Annotated in this window: 16 protein-coding genes; 4 read left to right on the forward strand and 12 right to left on the reverse strand. The window is 61.1% G+C overall.

Annotated features, from left to right (window positions below; translation table 11 throughout):
- Positions 1 to 4: 4 nt before the first annotated feature.
- The 3 genes from IGW03_RS04285 (at position 5) to fnr (ending at position 2,560) form a co-directional block, all read left to right on the forward strand.
- Positions 5 to 1,012, forward strand: coding sequence for an alpha-ketoacid dehydrogenase subunit beta (locus IGW03_RS04285; RefSeq protein ID WP_194721295.1), 1,008 nt, complete (start codon positions 5 to 7; stop codon positions 1,010 to 1,012).
- Between the two features lie 73 nt (positions 1,013 to 1,085).
- Positions 1,086 to 1,553 (forward strand): heme-copper oxidase family protein, encoded by a 468-nt coding sequence (locus IGW03_RS04290; RefSeq protein ID WP_228535025.1) that lies wholly within the window; start codon positions 1,086 to 1,088, stop codon positions 1,551 to 1,553.
- A 242-nt stretch (positions 1,554 to 1,795) separates the two neighbouring features.
- Complete coding sequence (fnr, locus tag IGW03_RS04295) at positions 1,796 to 2,560, forward strand: fumarate/nitrate reduction transcriptional regulator Fnr (protein WP_194721296.1); 765 nt, start codon at positions 1,796 to 1,798, stop codon at positions 2,558 to 2,560.
- A gap of 24 nt (positions 2,561 to 2,584) precedes the next feature.
- Here fnr and IGW03_RS04300 read toward each other — a convergent pair whose 3' ends face one another.
- From IGW03_RS04300 to IGW03_RS04355, 12 genes are all read right to left on the reverse strand, one after another.
- Positions 2,585 to 2,830 carry a hypothetical protein gene (locus IGW03_RS04300; RefSeq protein ID WP_194721297.1) on the reverse strand — a complete coding sequence of 82 codons (246 nt, stop codon included), beginning with the start codon at positions 2,828 to 2,830 and terminating at the stop codon, positions 2,585 to 2,587.
- A gap of 212 nt (positions 2,831 to 3,042) precedes the next feature.
- Positions 3,043 to 3,570 carry a FixH family protein gene (locus IGW03_RS04305; RefSeq protein ID WP_194721298.1) on the reverse strand — a complete coding sequence of 176 codons (528 nt, stop codon included), beginning with the start codon at positions 3,568 to 3,570 and terminating at the stop codon, positions 3,043 to 3,045.
- 61 nt (positions 3,571 to 3,631) lie between these two features.
- Positions 3,632 to 5,026 (reverse strand): cytochrome c oxidase accessory protein CcoG, encoded by a 1,395-nt coding sequence (gene ccoG / locus IGW03_RS04310; RefSeq protein ID WP_194721299.1) that lies wholly within the window; start codon positions 5,024 to 5,026, stop codon positions 3,632 to 3,634.
- Positions 5,027 to 5,128: 102 nt separating this feature from the next.
- A complete protein-coding gene (gene ccoP, locus IGW03_RS04315; protein ID WP_194721300.1) occupies positions 5,129 to 6,061 on the reverse strand; it encodes a cytochrome-c oxidase, cbb3-type subunit III in 933 nt (310 codons plus the stop codon).
- Entirely contained in the window at positions 6,054 to 6,236 is a 183-nt protein-coding gene (locus tag IGW03_RS04320) for a cbb3-type cytochrome oxidase subunit 3 (protein ID WP_194721301.1), read from the reverse strand. The genes ccoP and IGW03_RS04320 overlap by 8 nt, the downstream gene beginning before the upstream one ends.
- A 2-nt stretch (positions 6,237 to 6,238) precedes the next feature.
- Entirely contained in the window at positions 6,239 to 6,856 is a 618-nt protein-coding gene (gene ccoO / locus IGW03_RS04325) for a cytochrome-c oxidase, cbb3-type subunit II (protein WP_194721302.1), read from the reverse strand.
- A 39-nt stretch (positions 6,857 to 6,895) separates the two neighbouring features.
- Complete coding sequence (gene ccoN / locus IGW03_RS04330) at positions 6,896 to 8,323, reverse strand: cytochrome-c oxidase, cbb3-type subunit I (RefSeq protein ID WP_194721303.1); 1,428 nt, start codon at positions 8,321 to 8,323, stop codon at positions 6,896 to 6,898.
- A 201-nt stretch (positions 8,324 to 8,524) separates the two neighbouring features.
- The gene (gene ccoS, locus IGW03_RS04335; RefSeq protein WP_194721304.1) at positions 8,525 to 8,746 is read right to left on the reverse strand and encodes a cbb3-type cytochrome oxidase assembly protein CcoS; all 222 of its coding nucleotides are present in this window, start codon (positions 8,744 to 8,746) and stop codon (positions 8,525 to 8,527) included.
- A gap of 12 nt (positions 8,747 to 8,758) precedes the next feature.
- The gene (locus IGW03_RS04340; RefSeq protein WP_194721305.1) at positions 8,759 to 11,338 is read right to left on the reverse strand and encodes a heavy metal translocating P-type ATPase; all 2,580 of its coding nucleotides are present in this window, start codon (positions 11,336 to 11,338) and stop codon (positions 8,759 to 8,761) included.
- Entirely contained in the window at positions 11,335 to 12,147 is an 813-nt protein-coding gene (locus IGW03_RS04345; RefSeq protein ID WP_194721306.1) for a sulfite exporter TauE/SafE family protein, read from the reverse strand. Before IGW03_RS04345 ends, IGW03_RS04340 begins: the two co-directional genes overlap by 4 nt.
- Before the next feature lie 20 nt (positions 12,148 to 12,167).
- Positions 12,168 to 13,598, reverse strand: coding sequence for an oxygen-independent coproporphyrinogen III oxidase (gene hemN, locus IGW03_RS04350; protein ID WP_194721307.1), 1,431 nt, complete (start codon positions 13,596 to 13,598; stop codon positions 12,168 to 12,170).
- 246 nt (positions 13,599 to 13,844) lie between these two features.
- Positions 13,845 to 15,029, reverse strand: a complete 1,185-nt coding sequence (locus tag IGW03_RS04355; RefSeq protein ID WP_194721308.1) for an NAD(P)H-dependent flavin oxidoreductase — start codon at positions 15,027 to 15,029, stop codon at positions 13,845 to 13,847.
- Between the two features lie 354 nt (positions 15,030 to 15,383).
- On the opposite strand from IGW03_RS04355, the gene IGW03_RS04360 reads away from it, so the two are divergent.
- Complete coding sequence (locus IGW03_RS04360) at positions 15,384 to 16,712, forward strand: NAD(P)/FAD-dependent oxidoreductase (RefSeq protein ID WP_323744924.1); 1,329 nt, start codon at positions 15,384 to 15,386, stop codon at positions 16,710 to 16,712.
- The last annotated feature ends 73 nt before the right edge of the window (positions 16,713 to 16,785 follow it).

Below are 16,785 nucleotides of genomic sequence, written 5' to 3' on the forward strand. Positions count from 1 at the left end.
CAGCATGAACAAGATGACCGTCAATGAAGCGATCGGCCAGGCGCTGGCCGAGGAAATGCGGCGCGATCCTCGCGTGCTGATGTTCGGCGAAGGCGTCGCCACCAAGCGGCCGGAGCTGGTGACTGAATTCGGCGCGAAACGCGTGCGCAATACGCCGCTGGCCGAAGGCATCATCGCCGGCACTGCCGCCGGTGCGGCCGCCACCGGCCTGCGTCCCGTGATCGACCTGCTCTTCGCCCCCTTCCTTTGCTTTGCAATGGACGAGATCGTCAACAGCGCCGGCAAGCTGCGCTACATGTCCGGCGGACAGTTCGAATTTCCGATGGTGGTAATGGCAATGACAGGCGCCGGATGGACGGTCGGCGCGCAGCACAACCACAATCTCGAAGCCTGGTTCGTGCACAGCCCGGGCCTGAAGGTGGTGATGCCTTCCAATGCCGCCGATTTCAAGGGTTTGCTCAAGGCCGCCATCCGCGACGACAATCCGGTGCTCTTCTTCACCGACCTCGCGCTCGGCTACACGCCGGGAGAGGTGCCGGAAGGCGACCATATCGTCCCGCTGGGAAAAGCCGCCATCGCGCGTGAAGGCCGCGACATCACCATCGTGTCCTATGCCAAGATGGTAGGCAGCTGCCTGCAGGCGGCCGATGCGCTGGCGGCGCAAGGCATATCGGCCGAGGTCATCGACCTGCGCAGCCTGAAACCGCTGGACGAGGAAACCATCCTGCGTTCGGTGCGCAAGACGGGGCGCCTCCTGGTCGTGCATGAAGCCAGCCGCATGTGCGGCGTCGGCGCGGAAATCAGCGCCCTCGTGACGGAACAGGCCTTCGATGCACTCAAGGCGCCGATCCTGCGCCTGACCGGTCCCGATGCCCCGGCGCCATCGAGCTATCCGCTGGAACAGGCCTACCTGCCCCAGCCTGATGCGATTGCCGCCGCAGCGCGCAGGATCGCCGGCCATGTGCGGACAGGTCCGCTGCATGTCATCCCGGCCGATGCCATGACGGCCTGAACAAGACGCTGATTCCATCAGCCCGCGCATTCCTGAATTCACCCGCTTTCCCTGAACCCCGGAAGGAAACAACATGAACATTACAGCATCCACCGCCCTCCCCGCAGATCATATCGAGCACGCCGAGCGCACCCAGCGCACAAAAGACAATGGCGTCGCGACGTTCTCGCCGGTGGGCATCATCTGGCTCAAGCTCGCCGTCGTTTACCTGATCATCGGCGTCGGCATGGGCATCATGATGGGCGCCAGCCAGGACTTCACCATGCGGCCCGTCCATGCGCACATCAATCTGCTCGGTTGGGCCACCATGGCATTGGCCGGACTGATCTACAGCGTCTTTCCGGATGCTGGCCAGAGCAAGCTGGCGCGCCTGCATTTCTGGCTGGCCAATATCTCCCTGCCGTTCATGGCAATCGCCCTCGGTTTCGTCATCACCGGGACGGCGGCCCTGGTGCCGGTGCTGGCCGCGTCCGAGATCGTCGCTGCGCTTGGCATCCTGGTGTTCGCTGCCAACCTCTTCCTCAATCTGAAGGCTCGATGACTGAACGTCAGGAGCGGCACGGCCCGGCGTGATGGCATATTCCCGCAATCGGGAAATATTCGGGTGTAAATGCGACGATGACAAGCCGGCGCATGCGGGCAACACCCCAAGCCAAGCGGGATGCGGGCGATTCGCCCTGTCATGGATCATGGTGGCACACCGCTTGCTATATGGTGATCAAACCGACCGGCTGCCCGAGAAGAATGAACACGGCGCCGGTCAGCACCAAAGGACAAGCCGCCATGACACAAGTACAAGCCCTCACCCGCCAACCTGCTGCCGCCACCCGCTCGCGCGAGATAAGCGCACGCTGCTCCGCCTGCAGCATGCACCAGATCTGCCTGCCGATGGGCCTGGAAGAAAAGGACATGGACCGCCTCGACCAGATCATCGGCCGCCGCCGCAAGGTGCCGCGCGACACGCATCTGTATCGCGTCGGCGATCCCTTCTCCAATCTGTATGCGATCCGCCTCGGACACTTCAAGACGCACCAGGTCAACCCCAGCGGCGACCAGCAGGTAACCGGCTTCCAGATGGCCGGCGAACTGCTCGGCATGGACGCCATCAGCACCGAACGCCATCATTGCGATGCGATTGCCCTGGAAGACAGCGAAGTCTGCGAAATCCCGTTCTCGCGCCTGGAAGGCCTGTTCGGCGAAATGCCGCAGCTGCTGCACCACTTCCACCGGATGATGAGCCAGGAAATCACGCGCGAGCAAAGCGTGATGCTTCTGCTTGGCAACATGCGCGCCGAACAGCGCTTCGCCGCTTTCCTGACCAATCTGTCATCCCGCTACTCGATCCGCGGCTATTCCTCGACCAGCTTCCAGCTGCGCATGACGCGCGAGGAAATCGGCAATTACCTGGGCTTGACCATCGAGAGCATCAGCCGGCTCCTGTCGAAATTCAAGAAGCGCGGCTGGATCAAGGTCAGCAACCGCGACCTCGAACTGCTCGACCCGCCCACGCTCAAGGCAGTTGCAGCCGGCACCCAGACCTGCGCCTGATAGAGCCGGGCCGCTGCGCCGCGGTCACAGCGGCACGCGCCGGCCCTTGTCCTCCGGCACATTGAGCAGATAGCAGGTCAGCATGCTGGCCAGGCTGCAGAACGCCCAGAAACAGAAGAATCCGATGCTGTAGACGCCCAGCGGATTGATGTCGACATGCGCACCGCCAACGGCGATGTCTCGCGGGTCGAATAGCGAAAAGAAAAAACCTTCGGCCACAATAGCGACCAGAAACGACGGCCACAGGACTGCCATGATCAGTCTTGCCATTGTCACCTCCTCCGTCCTGCCCATGACAAAAGGGCAAGTCTTGCTGTTAACCACGCTGTTTCCAGCTTATTTCCCGCTCGTTCCCGATTCACGCAGTACATCCAGACATCCGTTTATTCCCGAAATCGGGAAAATGAGGGAAATCCGCTCGCAAAATCGGGAATGGCGTCTCCAATATCATCTTGCCTGCCGGCAGAGCCGATGCTGCATGCTCAATCGGCGCGAGCTGCAGTCAGGCTGATCGAGCGCTGTACCGGCCAGTCCCAGACATCATGCAGGCGCCAGTTGCGGTCCGCACTTTCGATCGATACCTGCCAGCGCGCCCGGTCAAGCATCGGCAGTGCCACGGCGAAGCTGCCGTCCGCCTCCGGCTTCACCTCCAGCATGACATCCTTCTGCGGCTGGGTCGAATGCACCAGCTTGATGGTGATGGCTCCATCGACCGGATGGCCCAGCGCACGCACGCTGCCGAGCAGCCTGCCCGATGCCGCGTCATAGCGCATCGACGCTTCCGCCTTCATGCTGGACGCCACGCGGTCGCGGCTCAGATCCTGGTTGATGGCCTTGCCCTGCTTGTAGTAGTCGTCGACCACCAGCGCATCCTGCCTGGTGAATGCAATCCAGGTGGTATGAATGCCGGCCAGGACCACCATGACCGGGCCCAGCATCAGCAGCCACGGCCAGCGGTGGGTGTACCAGGGAGACGCCTGTGCAGCGCCGGGAGAACGTTTCGATTGCATCACTTGCTCCTTCTTTACTTCACATTTCATCAATTCACGGACGCGAACTTCGCAACCGTCATCAGCGCGGCACGATGAAGACCGCCTTTTCCTCGACCTGCAGTCTTTCATCGTCGACCGCCTTCAGCTCGAACCAGATCTTGTTCGAGCCCTTCTCGCCCTTGCCGTGAGCAATGCGAACGCGAACCGGCACTGCACGCGAAGCGGTCGGCTCCAGCGTCACTTCATCCTCGGTCGCCAGTACGATGCTGTCGATGCCCTTGACGGAAATCCGGTAGCGATGAGTACGCTCGTCGGTATTCATGATCTGCAGGCGATAGACGTTTTCGATCATGCCGTCTTCCACCTCGCGGCCCATCGAGCCGCGGTCGCGGATCACGTCCAGCTTGACCAGGTCTCGTCCGAACAGGGACGCGGCCGAGAAAGACACGATCAGCAGAAGAATCGCACTGTAGATCAGCACCCGTGGGCGTAGAACACGCCTGCGGATATCCGAGCTGCCCAGCCCCTTCTCCATCGCGTTCTCGGTCGCATAGCGGATCAGTCCGCGCGGCGCGCCGGTCTTGTCCATCACCATGTTGCAGGCATCGACGCAGGCGGCGCAGCCGATGCAGTCCGACTGCAGGCCGTCGCGGATGTCGATGCCGGTCGGGCAGACCTGCACGCACATCGAGCAGTCGATGCAATCGCCCAGCGCCGCCTTGTTTGCATGCCGTCCGCGTGCGCCGCGCGGTTCGCCGCGCTTCTGGTCATAGGTGACGATCAGCGTGTCCTTGTCGAACATCGAGCTCTGGAAACGGGCATAGGGACACATGTACTTGCACACCTGCTCGCGCATCCATCCGGCATTGCCGTAGGTGGCGAATCCGTAGAACAGGATCCAGAAACTTTCCCACGGGCCCAGGCTCATGGCCAGCACTTCGTTGCCGAGCGTGTGCACCGGGGTGAAGTAACCGACGAAGGTGAAGCCGGTCCACAGCGCCACCAATCCCCAGGCGAAATGCTTGGCCGATTTGCGCGCAACTTTTTCCACGCTCCATGGCTGCTTGTCGAGGCGCATGCGGGCACTGCGCGTACCTTCGATCTTGCGCTCTATCCACATGAAGATTTCGGTATAGACCGTTTGCGGACAAGAGTAGCCGCACCATACCCGACCAGCGACGGCTGTAAATAGAAACAGGGAACAGGCGCAGATGATCAGCAGAAGCGCCAGATAAATGAAGTCTTGCGGCCACAGCACCAGGCCAAACAGGTAGAACTTTCGCGCCGTCAGATCGAACAGCACGGCCTGCCTGCCGTTCCAGGACATCCACGGCAGGCCGTAAAACACCAGCTGGGTCAGCCAGACGCATACCCAGCGCCAGTTGGCGTACAGGCCCTTGACTTCGCGCGGATAGATTTCCCGGCGGGCCTCGTACATCCTGATTACCGAAACCTTCACTGCGGGTTCGCCCATGGCATCAACTCTTCGACTCTTAAACTATTCAACGGATTACAACAATTCAGGCGGCTATCCGGGCCGGAATACTTTCCCGGCCGCGGATGGCTGCCATGCGAATCACTTCTTCGCAGTGACGATGGACGTCTCGTTCGACAGGCTCCAGACATAGGCGGCCAGCAGATGCACCTTGCCTTCACCGAGGAAGTCATTGAACGCCGGCATGCTGTTGGTGCGGCCCTTGCGAATGGTTTCCATCACGGTCTCGGCGCTGCCGCCGTAGAGCCAGATCTTGTCGGTCAGGTTCGGCGCGCCGAGCGCCTGGTTGCCGGTGCCGGCGGAAGTGTGGCAAGCCGCGCAGGCGGCGAACTTGTCCTTGCCGAACGCCACCTTGATCGGATCGGAAGTCGAACCGGACAGGCTGAGCACATAATGCGCAACGTTTTCCACATCCTTGTCCGAACCGAGCGCGGCACCCATCGGCGGCATGCTGCCGTTGCGGCCGTGCATGATCGTGGTCTTGATCACGTCGGGCTCGCCGCCGTAGAGCCAGTCCTTGTCGGTCAGGTTGGGAAAGCCCTTGTTGCCGCGTGCGTCGGAGCCATGGCACTGTGCGCAGTAGGTCAGGAACAGGCGTTCGCCGATGGCATGCGCCTGCGGGTCGGCGGCGACGGTCTTCAGATCCTGCTGCTGGTACTTCGCAAAGATAGGACCATAGTCGGCATCGGCCTTCTGCAGTTCAGCCTGATAGGCGCCCGCGGATTCCCAGCCCAGCTTGCCCTTGAAGGAGCCGAGACCGGGATAGAGAACCAGGTAGCCGATACCGAACACGATGGTCAGGTAGAACAGCCACATCCACCAGCGCGGCATGGGATTGTTCAGCTCGCTCAAGCCTTCGTCCCAGCTGTGGCCCGTGGTCTCAGCCTCCTCGCCCTCGCGGACGACGATCTTCACCTTGGCTTGCGACCACAGCAGGATGGCGCAGCCGGCAATGCCGAGGATGGTGAGCACCGCGACATAGGCGCTCCAGAATTCGCTTGTAAAGTCAGCCATGTTGCTTCTCCGATGCAGCGGTGTCGTTATCGTCCGCAAACGGCAGCTGTGCCGCGCCGTCAAAATCGGCGCCGCGATGCGCGCCGTAGGTCCACCAGATGATGCCGATGAAGGTCAGGAAACTGATCACCGTGATCAGGCTGCGCGCATCGAAAATGATTTGTTCGAAATTCATGATTACCTCTTTGCCTTGATCTGGATGCCGAGGCCCTGCAGATAGGCGACCAGCGCATCCTGTTCGGTCTTGCCTTCCACATCCTTGGCCGCATTGGCGATCTCTTCATCACTGTACGGATGGCCCAGCTTGCGCAGCGCCACCATCTTCGGTGCGACCGACTGCGGGTCCAGCTTGGCAGTGGCCAGCCACGGATAGGAAGGCATGTTCGATTCCGGCACCACGTCGCGCGGATTGTTGAGATGGGTGCGGTGCCATTCGTCGCTGTAGCGCCCGCCGACGCGCGCCAGGTCCGGACCGGTGCGCTTGGAACCCCACTGGAACGGACGGTCGTAGACGAATTCCGCAGCCACCGAGTAATGGCCGTAGCGTTCGGTCTCGGCACGGAAAGGACGGATCATCTGCGAGTGGCAGTTGTAGCAACCTTCGCGCACATACACGTCGCGTCCGACCAGACGCAGCGCCGAATACGGCTTGAGTCCGGCAATCGGCTCGGTGGTCGACTTCTGGAAAAACAGGGGAACGATCTCGACCAGACCGCCTACGCTGACCACCAAAACCACCAGCGCGATCAGCAGCCAGGGGTTCTTTTCGATCCATTCATGAGAAAACTTTTTCATTTGCTACTGCTCCAGGTTCAGGCGATGTTCAAGCGTGGTTCAAGCATGGGCCGCTGCCAGGGAAGGAATGCGGGCTGTCACTTTTTCGCCGTCGCGGACAGTCATGTAGGTGTTGTAAGCCATCATGCACATCCCGGCGAGATACAGCAGGCCGCCGCTGAAGCGGATCACGTAGTACGGATAGGTAGCCTTGACCGATTCGACGAAGGTGTAGGTCAAGGTGCCGTCGGCATTGACCGCACGCCACATCAGGCCCTGCATCACGCCGGCGATCCACATCGCGGCGATGTAGAGCACGATGCCGATGGTGGCGACCCAGAAATGCGCTTCGATCAGGCGCACGCTCCACATCTCCTTCTTGCCGGACAGTCGCGGCAGCAAGTAGTAGATCGAGCCCATGGTGATGAAGCCTACCCATCCGAGCGCGCCGGCATGCACGTGGCCGACGGTCCAGTCGGTGTAGTGCGAGAGCGCATTGACGGTCTTGATGGACATCATCGGGCCTTCGAAGGTCGACATGCCGTAGAAGGACAGCGACACGATCAGGAACTTCAGGATCGGGTCGGAACGCAGCTTGTCCCATGCGCCGGAGAGCGTCATCACGCCGTTGATCATGCCGCCCCAGCTCGGTGCCAGCAGGATCAGCGAGAACACCATGCCGAGCGACTGTGTCCAGTCGGGCAATGCGGTGTAGTGCAGATGGTGCGGGCCCGCCCACATGTAGGTGAAGATCAGCGCCCAGAAGTGGACGATGGACAGGCGATACGAAAACACCGGCTTGTCGGCCTGCTTCGGGATGAAGTAGTACATCATGCCGAGGAAGCCTGCGGTCAGGAAGAAACCCACCGCATTGTGGCCGTACCACCACTGGATCATCGCATCCTGCACGCCGGCATAGGCGGAATAGGACTTAGTCATGGTCACCGGGATCGCGGCGCTGTTGACCAGGTGCAGCAGGGCCACCGCAAGGATGAAACCGCCGAAGAACCAGTTGGCAACGTAGATGTGCGGCACCTTGCGCTTGACCAGCGTGCCGAAGAACACGACCGCATACGACACCCAGACCAGCGTGATCAGGATGTCGATCGGCCATTCGAGTTCGGCATATTCCTTGCCCGAGGTATAACCGAGCGGCAGCGAAATCGCGGCCGCGACGATCACGGCCTGCCAGCCCCAGAAGGTGAAGGCGGCAAGTCCGTCGGAAAACAGGCGGGCCTGCGAAGTGCGCTGCACGACATAGTAGGAGGTCGCGAACAGCGCGCAGCCGCCGAAGGCGAAAATCACCGCGTTGGTGTGCAGCGGACGCAGTCGTCCGTAGCTCAGCCAGGCTGTGTCGAAGTTAAGAGCGGGCCAGGCGAGCTGCGCGGCGATGAAAACGCCGACCAGCATGCCGACCACTCCCCACACTACCGTCGCGATCGCGAATTGCTTCACGACTTTGTAGTTGTAGTTTTGTGATGTATCCACGTACGATCTCCAGGGTTGCTAACACGATGGAGGCAGAGTACGGTTTCGAACCCTCAAAAACCTTGACCTGAGTCAAATTGGTCCGGATGGCTGAAAATAGTTGGAAAGCGTTGCGGGAATACTGCGGAGAGGCCGTTATCGCCCTTTAAATAAAGGCGAAAACGCCAACGCGGAAGAGAATGGAATGAGTGGAAGTGCTGATTATTTTGGCAAAACGTTGCCGGCGTTGTTCACCGAAGACGCTGTTCTGCCATCTTGCGAAACCTTGTCGGCGACACAGGTGCTGTCGTCATCCTGCAGGATGCGCATGCCGGGCCCGACCAGGTCGTCGAACTGGCCACCGTCGGATGCGTTGAAGAATAGCCAGATGGTGAAGAACACCACCGCAACACTCATCGGAACGAGCAGGTATAGAGCTTCCATGATGTTTCTCCGTCAGTTTGCCGCGGGATTGGCATGCGCAGGAATGCCGTGCAGACCGGAACTCGATGATGTCATCGTCGGACCGGCACGCTGCGTGTCAGCAGTTTGTTGCCGCATCGGCACTCGCCGCAGCCGCAACGCGTTCACGATCACCACCGCCGAGCTGACCGACATGCCGATGCCCGACAGCCAGGGATTGAGCACGCCGAAGGCGGCGGCCGGAATCGCTAGCGCATTGTAGAGGCTGGCCCACGCCAGGTTCTGCCGGATCACCCGCATCGTCTGGGATGCCGCGCGCATGGCATCGCCTGCAGCTTCGATCTGCGCGGACAGCAGCACCGCATCCGCATGCGTCTGCGCCAGTTCCGCACCGCCGCCCATGGCGAAGGAAACATCGGCGGCCCGCAGTACCGCCGCATCGTTGACGCCGTCGCCCACCATCGCGACCACGGCGCCCTGCTGCTGCAGTGCCTGCACGAAAGCCAGCTTCTGTTCCGGCAACTGCTCCCCGACCGCGTTGTCGATGCCGAGTCGTGTCGCCACGGCATCCACGGCATCCTGCCGGTCGCCGCTCAGCAGGATCACCTGTTTGCCGAGCGACTGGAACTGCCTTACCACCCTTGCGGCATCTTCACGCAGTGCATCGGCAAGATCGAACCGCGCCAGCCATCCGGCATCGCTGCCGAGATAGACCGGGGTCGCATGTGCTGCCGGAGGTGTTGCAGCAGACGCCGGCGCACGGCCGACGAGCTCTTCGACGAAGGACATGGTGCCTAGACGATAACGCTCGCCGTGGACGACGGCTTCGATGCCCTTGCCTGCCACATGATGCGATTCCGACACGGCATGTGCTGGCATGGCTGAGCCGTCCAATTCAGCCGCTTCAATGATTGCCCGAGCCAGCGGATGCGCGCTGCCGGACTCAAGCGCTGCCGCAAGCTGCAGGCATTGCGCCGTATCGCGTTCGCCGAGCTTCAGGCTGTCTGCCAACGCGGGCTTGCCTTTGGTCAGCGTACCAGTCTTGTCGAATACGACATGCGTGGTGCGATGCAGGGTTTCCAGTACATGCGATTGCAATACCAGCACACCCTGCGACACCAGCCTGTCGGTTGCCGCCGCGAGCGCGCTTGGTGTTGCCAGCGACAACGCGCATGGACAGGACACCACCAAGACCGCGATGGCAATCGGCCACGCGCGCGCAGGGTCGATGATCTGCCAGGCAATGAAGACAACGATTGCGAGCAGCAGGAGCGCAGCGACGAACCATGCCGCCACCTTGTCAGCCCAGAGGGAAAGCTGCGGCTTTTCCTGTCCCGCCCTTTCAACCAGCTTGACCAGCCGCGACAGCGTGCTTTCGCGCACGGTTCTGGTAATTTTCACCACCACTGGCTGGCTGGCATTGACCGCGCCGCCCGGCAAGGCGTCCCCGGCCTGCTTCGCCAGCGGCAGGCTTTCTCCGCTCAGCAGCGAGACGTCGATCGATGTTGAGCCTTCGACAAGAACCGCATCGGCGGGAAATGCCTCGCCCGGCTTCACCAGCAGATATTCGCCTTCCGTGAGCCGCGCCGCAGGCACGACTTCGATTAGCCGATCTTCCGGATACGCGGGCATGCGTGCCGCCGATGCCGGCAACGCCGCCTGCAGCCTTTCCAGCCCGGAAGCCGCCTTGCGCCGCGCGATGAATTCCAGGTAGCGACTGCACAAGAGCAGGAAGATGAACATCGTCACCGAATCGAAGTAGACGTCACCTCGGCCTTCGAACGTGGCGGCCACACTGCCCGCAAACGCCGCACCGATACCAAGCGCGACCGGCACATCCATGCCCAGCATGCCGCTTTTCAGATTGCTCCATGCGCCCTGGAAGAAAGGCAGCGCGGAATAGCAGACCGCCGGAACGGTCAGCAGCAGGCTCGCCCAGCGCATCAGCGTTTCCATATCGGCATCAAGCGTGCCGTCGGTAGCGAGATAAACCGGCACCGCATACATCATTACCTGCATCATGGACAGGCCGGCGATGAACAATTGCCGGAACAGCGTTTTGCCCGCACGCTGCATCTGCTGCTCATGACGGGCGGCGTCGAAGGGATAGGCCATGTAGCCGACTTCCCTTACCGCCAGCAGGATATCGCTGGGCTTGCAGGCTTCTGGATTCCAGCGCACATGCAGCTTTGCGGTGGCCACGTTGAGATTGAAGGTTCCGATGCCGGGCACGCGGGCAAGGCGTCGCTCGATCAGCCAGACGCAGGCGGCGCAGCGTATGCCCTCGACTGTAAAGACGGCTTCGCATGCAGGGGTTTTGCCGTCATCGCCGGCGGCAAATTGTCCGACAACTTCCGGCGCATCGTAAAGACGCAGTTCGTCCGGCACCAGCGAGGCGTCAGCGGCGTTCGGGGAATAGCCCTCGCGACTGAGATAATAATCCGACAAGCCGCTTTCAACGATGGTGCGTGCAACAGTTTCGCAGCCCGGACAGCACATAGCCCGGTCCACGCCGTCGATGCGTACAGTCCAATGCGAGGAGGCGGCAATGGATTGCCCGCAATGGAAGCAGGCCGAAGTGTCGGCTGCGGAGCGTGAGGCGACGGCCGTCATTTCCATCCTCCGATATGGACTGCGTGACCGGCGGTTTGCGCAGGCGTGATGCAGATGGCATCCAGCCAACCCGCCTTCATGCCGTCGGTGGCGCGCACCAGCCCGAGCAGGCCAAATGCTAGCACCAGCATGCCGCCCGCCATGCGCAGCCGCGGCGAACGGGACCAGTGCTGCAATCTCGTCCCGAGCATGCCCAGGCCGAGCAGCATCGGCAACGTTCCGGCACCGAAGGCCAGCATGATCGCGGCGCCCTTGCTCGCCGAGCCGCTCAGCATGGCACTGAGCAGAACACTGTAGACCATGCCGCACGGCACCCATCCCCAAAGGCCGCCGAGGGCGAAAGCCTTTCCTGCGGTGTCGATGGGCAGCAGCTTGCCAGTCAGCGGCTGTATCCGGCGCCAGATGACCTGCCCGGCGGATTCGAGGTGCGCGAGCCCGCGCCATGTACCCATCAGGTAGAGGCCGAGAGCGATCAGCATCAAATTGGCAAGCCAATACAGAACGGCCTGCAGTGAAGACATCAGCGAAAGCGTGCGCACACCCTGTGCAACGCCGCCGGCAATCGCGCCGGCTACTGCATACGAGGAAAGACGGCCGGCGTTATAGGCCAGCGTGCGTGCGGCTTCGTCCGCCATTGCAGAACTCGTCAATGGCCGGACCGCGGCGCCGCCCTGCATTGCCGCTATCGGGATGATCCTGCGCCCGCCGCCGGCGGAAAACGCGCTGACGATGCCGCCGCACATGCCGATGCAGTGAACGCTGCCCACCAGGCCAACGATGAAAAAAGATATTAAAGAGAAATCGCTCACTGTCTTGCGCTTCGCATGCGTCAGATGGTTTTCGAATAACGCAGGCGTTCCGGTTTCACTTCCTGCTTCCCGTTGAGATAGGAGTCGAACACCATGCAGATATTGCGGATCAGCAGCCGGCCCTTGGGGCTGACGGTCAGCCAGTCGTCATCGATGCTGAGCAGGCCGTCGGCCTCCATCACGCGCAGCTGCTCCAGTTCGGTTTCGAAATACTTGGCGAAGCTGATCGGATAAGCGAGTTCGAGCGAACGTATCGACAGTTCGAAATTGCACATCAGCATCTGGATGATGACCCGGCGCAGCAGGTCGTCGACGCTGAGCCTGGTGCCGCGTGCGATCGGCAGTTCGCCCTGCTCGATGCGTTCGTAATACGCCTCAAGCGTCTTTTCGTTCTGGCTGTAGGTCGATCCGACCGAGCTGATGGCGGACACGCCCACCGAGACCATTTCGGCATCGGCATGGGTCGAATACCCTTGGAAATTGCGATGCAGCCGGCCCTGCCGCTGGGCGATTGCCAGATCGTCATCCGGCTTGGCGAAATGGTCCATGCCGATATAGACGTAACCGGCAGCAGTCAGACGGCGGATGCACAGCGATAGCATGTCGAGCTTCGTCTCGGCATTGGGCAGTTCGTCTTCATTGATGCGGCGCTGGGGCTTGAACAGTGCCGGCATGTGGGCATAGTTGTAGACCGAGATGCGGTCGGGATTGGCAGCGATCACCTTGCCGAGCGTCTGTTCCATGGTCATCAGTGTCTGCTTCGGCAAGCCGTAGATGAGATCGATGCTGATGGAGCGGAAGCCGGCCTCGCGGGCGGCATTCATCACCGCCAGCGTCACTTCTTCCGGCTGGATGCGGTTGACTGCCTTCTGCACGTCGATGTCGAAATCCTGCACACCGAAACTGATGCGGTTGAAACCCTGGTTGCGCAGGGTGCGCACGCGCTCCGGCGTCACGGTGCGCGGATCGATCTCGATGGAGAACTCGCCATCGTCGTCATTGGCAAAACGGAAACGGCTGCGCAGGTGTGCCAGGAGTTCGCCCATCTGTTCATCGGACAGGTATGTCGGGGTGCCGCCGCCGAAGTGCAGCTGGGTCACGATGTTCATGTCACCCATCAGCTTGCCCTGCATGTCGATCTCGCGCTTCAGGTAGGTGAGATAGACCTCGGCCTTGCTGCGGTTCTTGGTGATGACCTTGTTGCAGGCGCAGTAATAGCAAAGCTTGTCGCAGAACGGGATATGCACATAAAGCGACAAGGGATTGCGCGCGCCGAGTGCGCGTACCTGGTTGACTGCCTGCAGGTAATCGCCCATGCCGAAGCTGTCGGCGAAGCGATCCGCCGTGGGATACGAGGTGTAGCGAGGACCCTGCCTGCTCAGCTTGCGGATCAGTGCCGCATCGAACTGGACGGTGGGACTATGAGGAATTGCTGTTGCAGGAACTGCCATGTCGTACTCCGGCTGTCGTGCGTCCCAACGATTGGACGCATCTGGAATGGCTCGCAGTGTACGAGGCAAGCGCCGGCTGCAACATTGATCCAGGTCAAAACGCTCCGGATTGCAGAAGTTGGCAAGCATGTGGATGGAGGTTGCCGCTGCGATTCAGGCATGCGTCCCGAACGGACGCGAAAGACGCAATTCACCGTTCGCTGCCGTTACCCGCAGCGAACGATGGAAGCTGGTGTTTCGGAAGGACTATGCCGCAGCGCGTGCGTTGGCATCTGTCGAAGACACCTTTCCATTCAGCAGAAATTCGACAAGCTCCCGCACCGGACGGATCTCGCCGCCGAACGGCAGCCGCTCGGAGCCGCGGAAGAACAGGCCGCGCTTGACATCGCCCTCCAGCGCGAATGCCAGCCGTGTATCGATGCAGAACTGCCCTGCCTTGGCGATGCCGTCGCGCAGCCCGCACTGGTGCAGGCAATCGAAGCCGACCGTACATTCCTTCGGCCCCGCCTTGCGCTGCAGCTTCTCTTCCTTTTCCAGATAATTGACGAGCCACGGGGTCCGCACGCCCCGCGCCGGCAAGCCGGCGACGCTCATGAAAGTGACGATGTCTTCCGGGCTGGCTTCGGCCAGCACCTTCTTGAAATTGATGTGCGCATCGCCTTCCTCCGTGACGGCAAATGCGGTTCCCAGCTGGACGGCGCTTGCGCCCATGGCGAGCAGTTCACATACCTGCTCATGGCTGTTGACGCCGCCGCCCGCGATCAGGGGAATGTTTTCACGTTCCAGCCCGAGTTCGCGCAGCACCTGATGCGTCGCTTCGAGAACGACAGGGAAAGCGAAGTGCGGCTGGTCCACATCTTCGATGCGCGCGGCACCGAGATGTCCTGCGGCATGCCTGGGATTTTCAAGCACGATCGCATCCGGCAGGCGGTTTTTGCGCATCCATTTTTTGAGCACCAGTGCAACCCCGCGCGCATCGGAAAGAATGGGAATGAGCGCCACGCCGGGATGGTCGGCGGCAAGCTCCGGCAAATCCAGCGGCAGGCCGGCACCGACGACCACCGCCTGCGCGCCGCTTTCGCAGGCTTGCCTGACATAGGCGGCATACTCGGCGACGGCGCGCATGATATTGACGCCGACCATGCCCCGTCCACCTGCGAGCCGTAAAGCTGCCTTGATTTCCCGATCCAGCGCCGTCAGATTAGCTTTGTCGATCATCGTCTTGTTCCGGCTCTTACCGGTTTGCGCCATCAGATCGGGATGATGCCGCCGCAGGTCGACGCTGGAAATGGTGCCGACCGCGCCCAGCGCGGCAACGCTGCCTGCGAGGCGATGCGCAGACACGCCGACCCCCATTCCTCCCTGGACGATGGGAAGCAGTTCCCTTCCCTTGATGCGAAGCGGTTTCAATGCAGTCTGGATCTGGAGCACGGAGTTTCCCTGTAGGCTTGGTTCGAAAATGACGAGCGAATGTAGCAAGCAGGCACTGTAAAATCATTGATCTCAGTCAATTATTCCGGACCATGCTTTATGGTCCGGAATACAAGGAGAGCGTTGCATATTTAGAGCATCACCGTACCGGCGGTATCAAAAGTATGAATTGGCGGCGCGAACTCCATAGCAGCACCGTTGTCACTTTAATAAAGCGTAACTTCCTCAAGGCCTGAAGGCGGCGCAAGCCGCATGGCGAGGAATCGAATGCGCACATGGAAACGGAAATGGCGAGACGGAAAGAGACATTCTTCCGGCGGGATGCCGCCGATAGCTAATTTCACGGAGGACAGCTTGAGTCAGACAGCAAACGCGGCGCTTCACCGCATCACGATCGTCGGCGGCGGTGCCGGCGGTCTTGAACTTGCGGTACGCCTGGGCAAGCGACTGGGAAAGAGAAAACGTGCGGAGATCACGCTGGTCGATGCATCCCGTACCCACCTCTGGAAACCGCTGCTGCACCAGGTTGCGGCAGGCACGCTCGATACCCATTCCGATGAACTCGAATATCTCGCGCTTGCCCGCAATTACCATTTCAACTTCCGTCTCGGCCGCATGGAAGGACTGGACCGCGACGCGAAGGAGATCTATCTTGCACCGATCTACGACGAGAACGGCGAAGAGATCCTGCCGAGTCAGGCCGTACCTTACGATACCCTGGTGCTCGCGCTGGGCAGCCAGACCAACGATTTCAACACGCCCGGCGTTCATGAGCACAGCATCATGCTCGATTCGCCCGAAGCCGCCGAGCGTTTCCACACCCGGCTCATCAACTCCTGCATCCGAGCACAGGCAAGGCCGCAGACACCTGGGCAGGACCGCTTCACCGTCACCATCATCGGCGGCGGCGCGACCGGCGTGGAGCTGTCGGCCGAACTGCACATGACGGCCAAGATCATCACCAGCTACGGGCTGGCCAACTTCGATCCGGAAAAGGACCTGAAGATCGTGGTCGTCGATGCCGGACCGCGCATCCTGCAGGCCTTGCCGGAAAGGCTGTCGGCCGCCGTCAGCCATGAACTCAAGGAGCTCGCCATTGAAGTGCATACTAATGAACGGGTAACCGAGGTCACCAAGGAGGGCGTCAGGATGGCAAGCGGAAAGTTCATCCCCAGCAGCATCGTGGTCTGGGCGGCCGGCATCAAGATTGCCGACTTCATGAAGGATCTCGGCGGGCTGGAGACCAACAGGATCAACCAGCTGGTCGTGCACCGGACCATGCAGACGACGCGCGACCCGAACATCTTTGCCATCGGCGACTGCGCCGCCTGCCCGATGGAAGACGGAAAGTCCACCGTCCCGCCGCGTGCGCAGTCGGCGCACCAGCAGGCCAGTACGCTTGGCAAGTCGCTGGTGCGCATGCTGCAGGGCAAATCGCTGCTCGAGTTTCATTACCGCGATCACGGCTCGCTGGTCTCGCTCGGCAACTACAGCACCGTCGGCAGCCTGATGGGCGCAATTGCGCGCGGGTCGGTCTTCATCGAGGGCAGCATCGCCAAGTGGATGTACTGGTGGCTGCACAAGAACCACCAGATTACGGTGAACGGCTGGTTCCGGACCTGGCTGCAGACATGGTCGGAAACCATCAACTGGGTACGCAATCCGCGCATCAAGCTGCATTGAACGTAAAAAAGGGAGAGGCTGCGCCTCTCCCTTTTTTGAACAGCCGACGAACCTGTATCATCAGGTTCGTCAG

Source organism: Noviherbaspirillum malthae, from assembly GCF_015352985.1.
Lineage (GTDB): Bacteria > Pseudomonadota > Gammaproteobacteria > Burkholderiales > Burkholderiaceae_D > Noviherbaspirillum > Noviherbaspirillum malthae.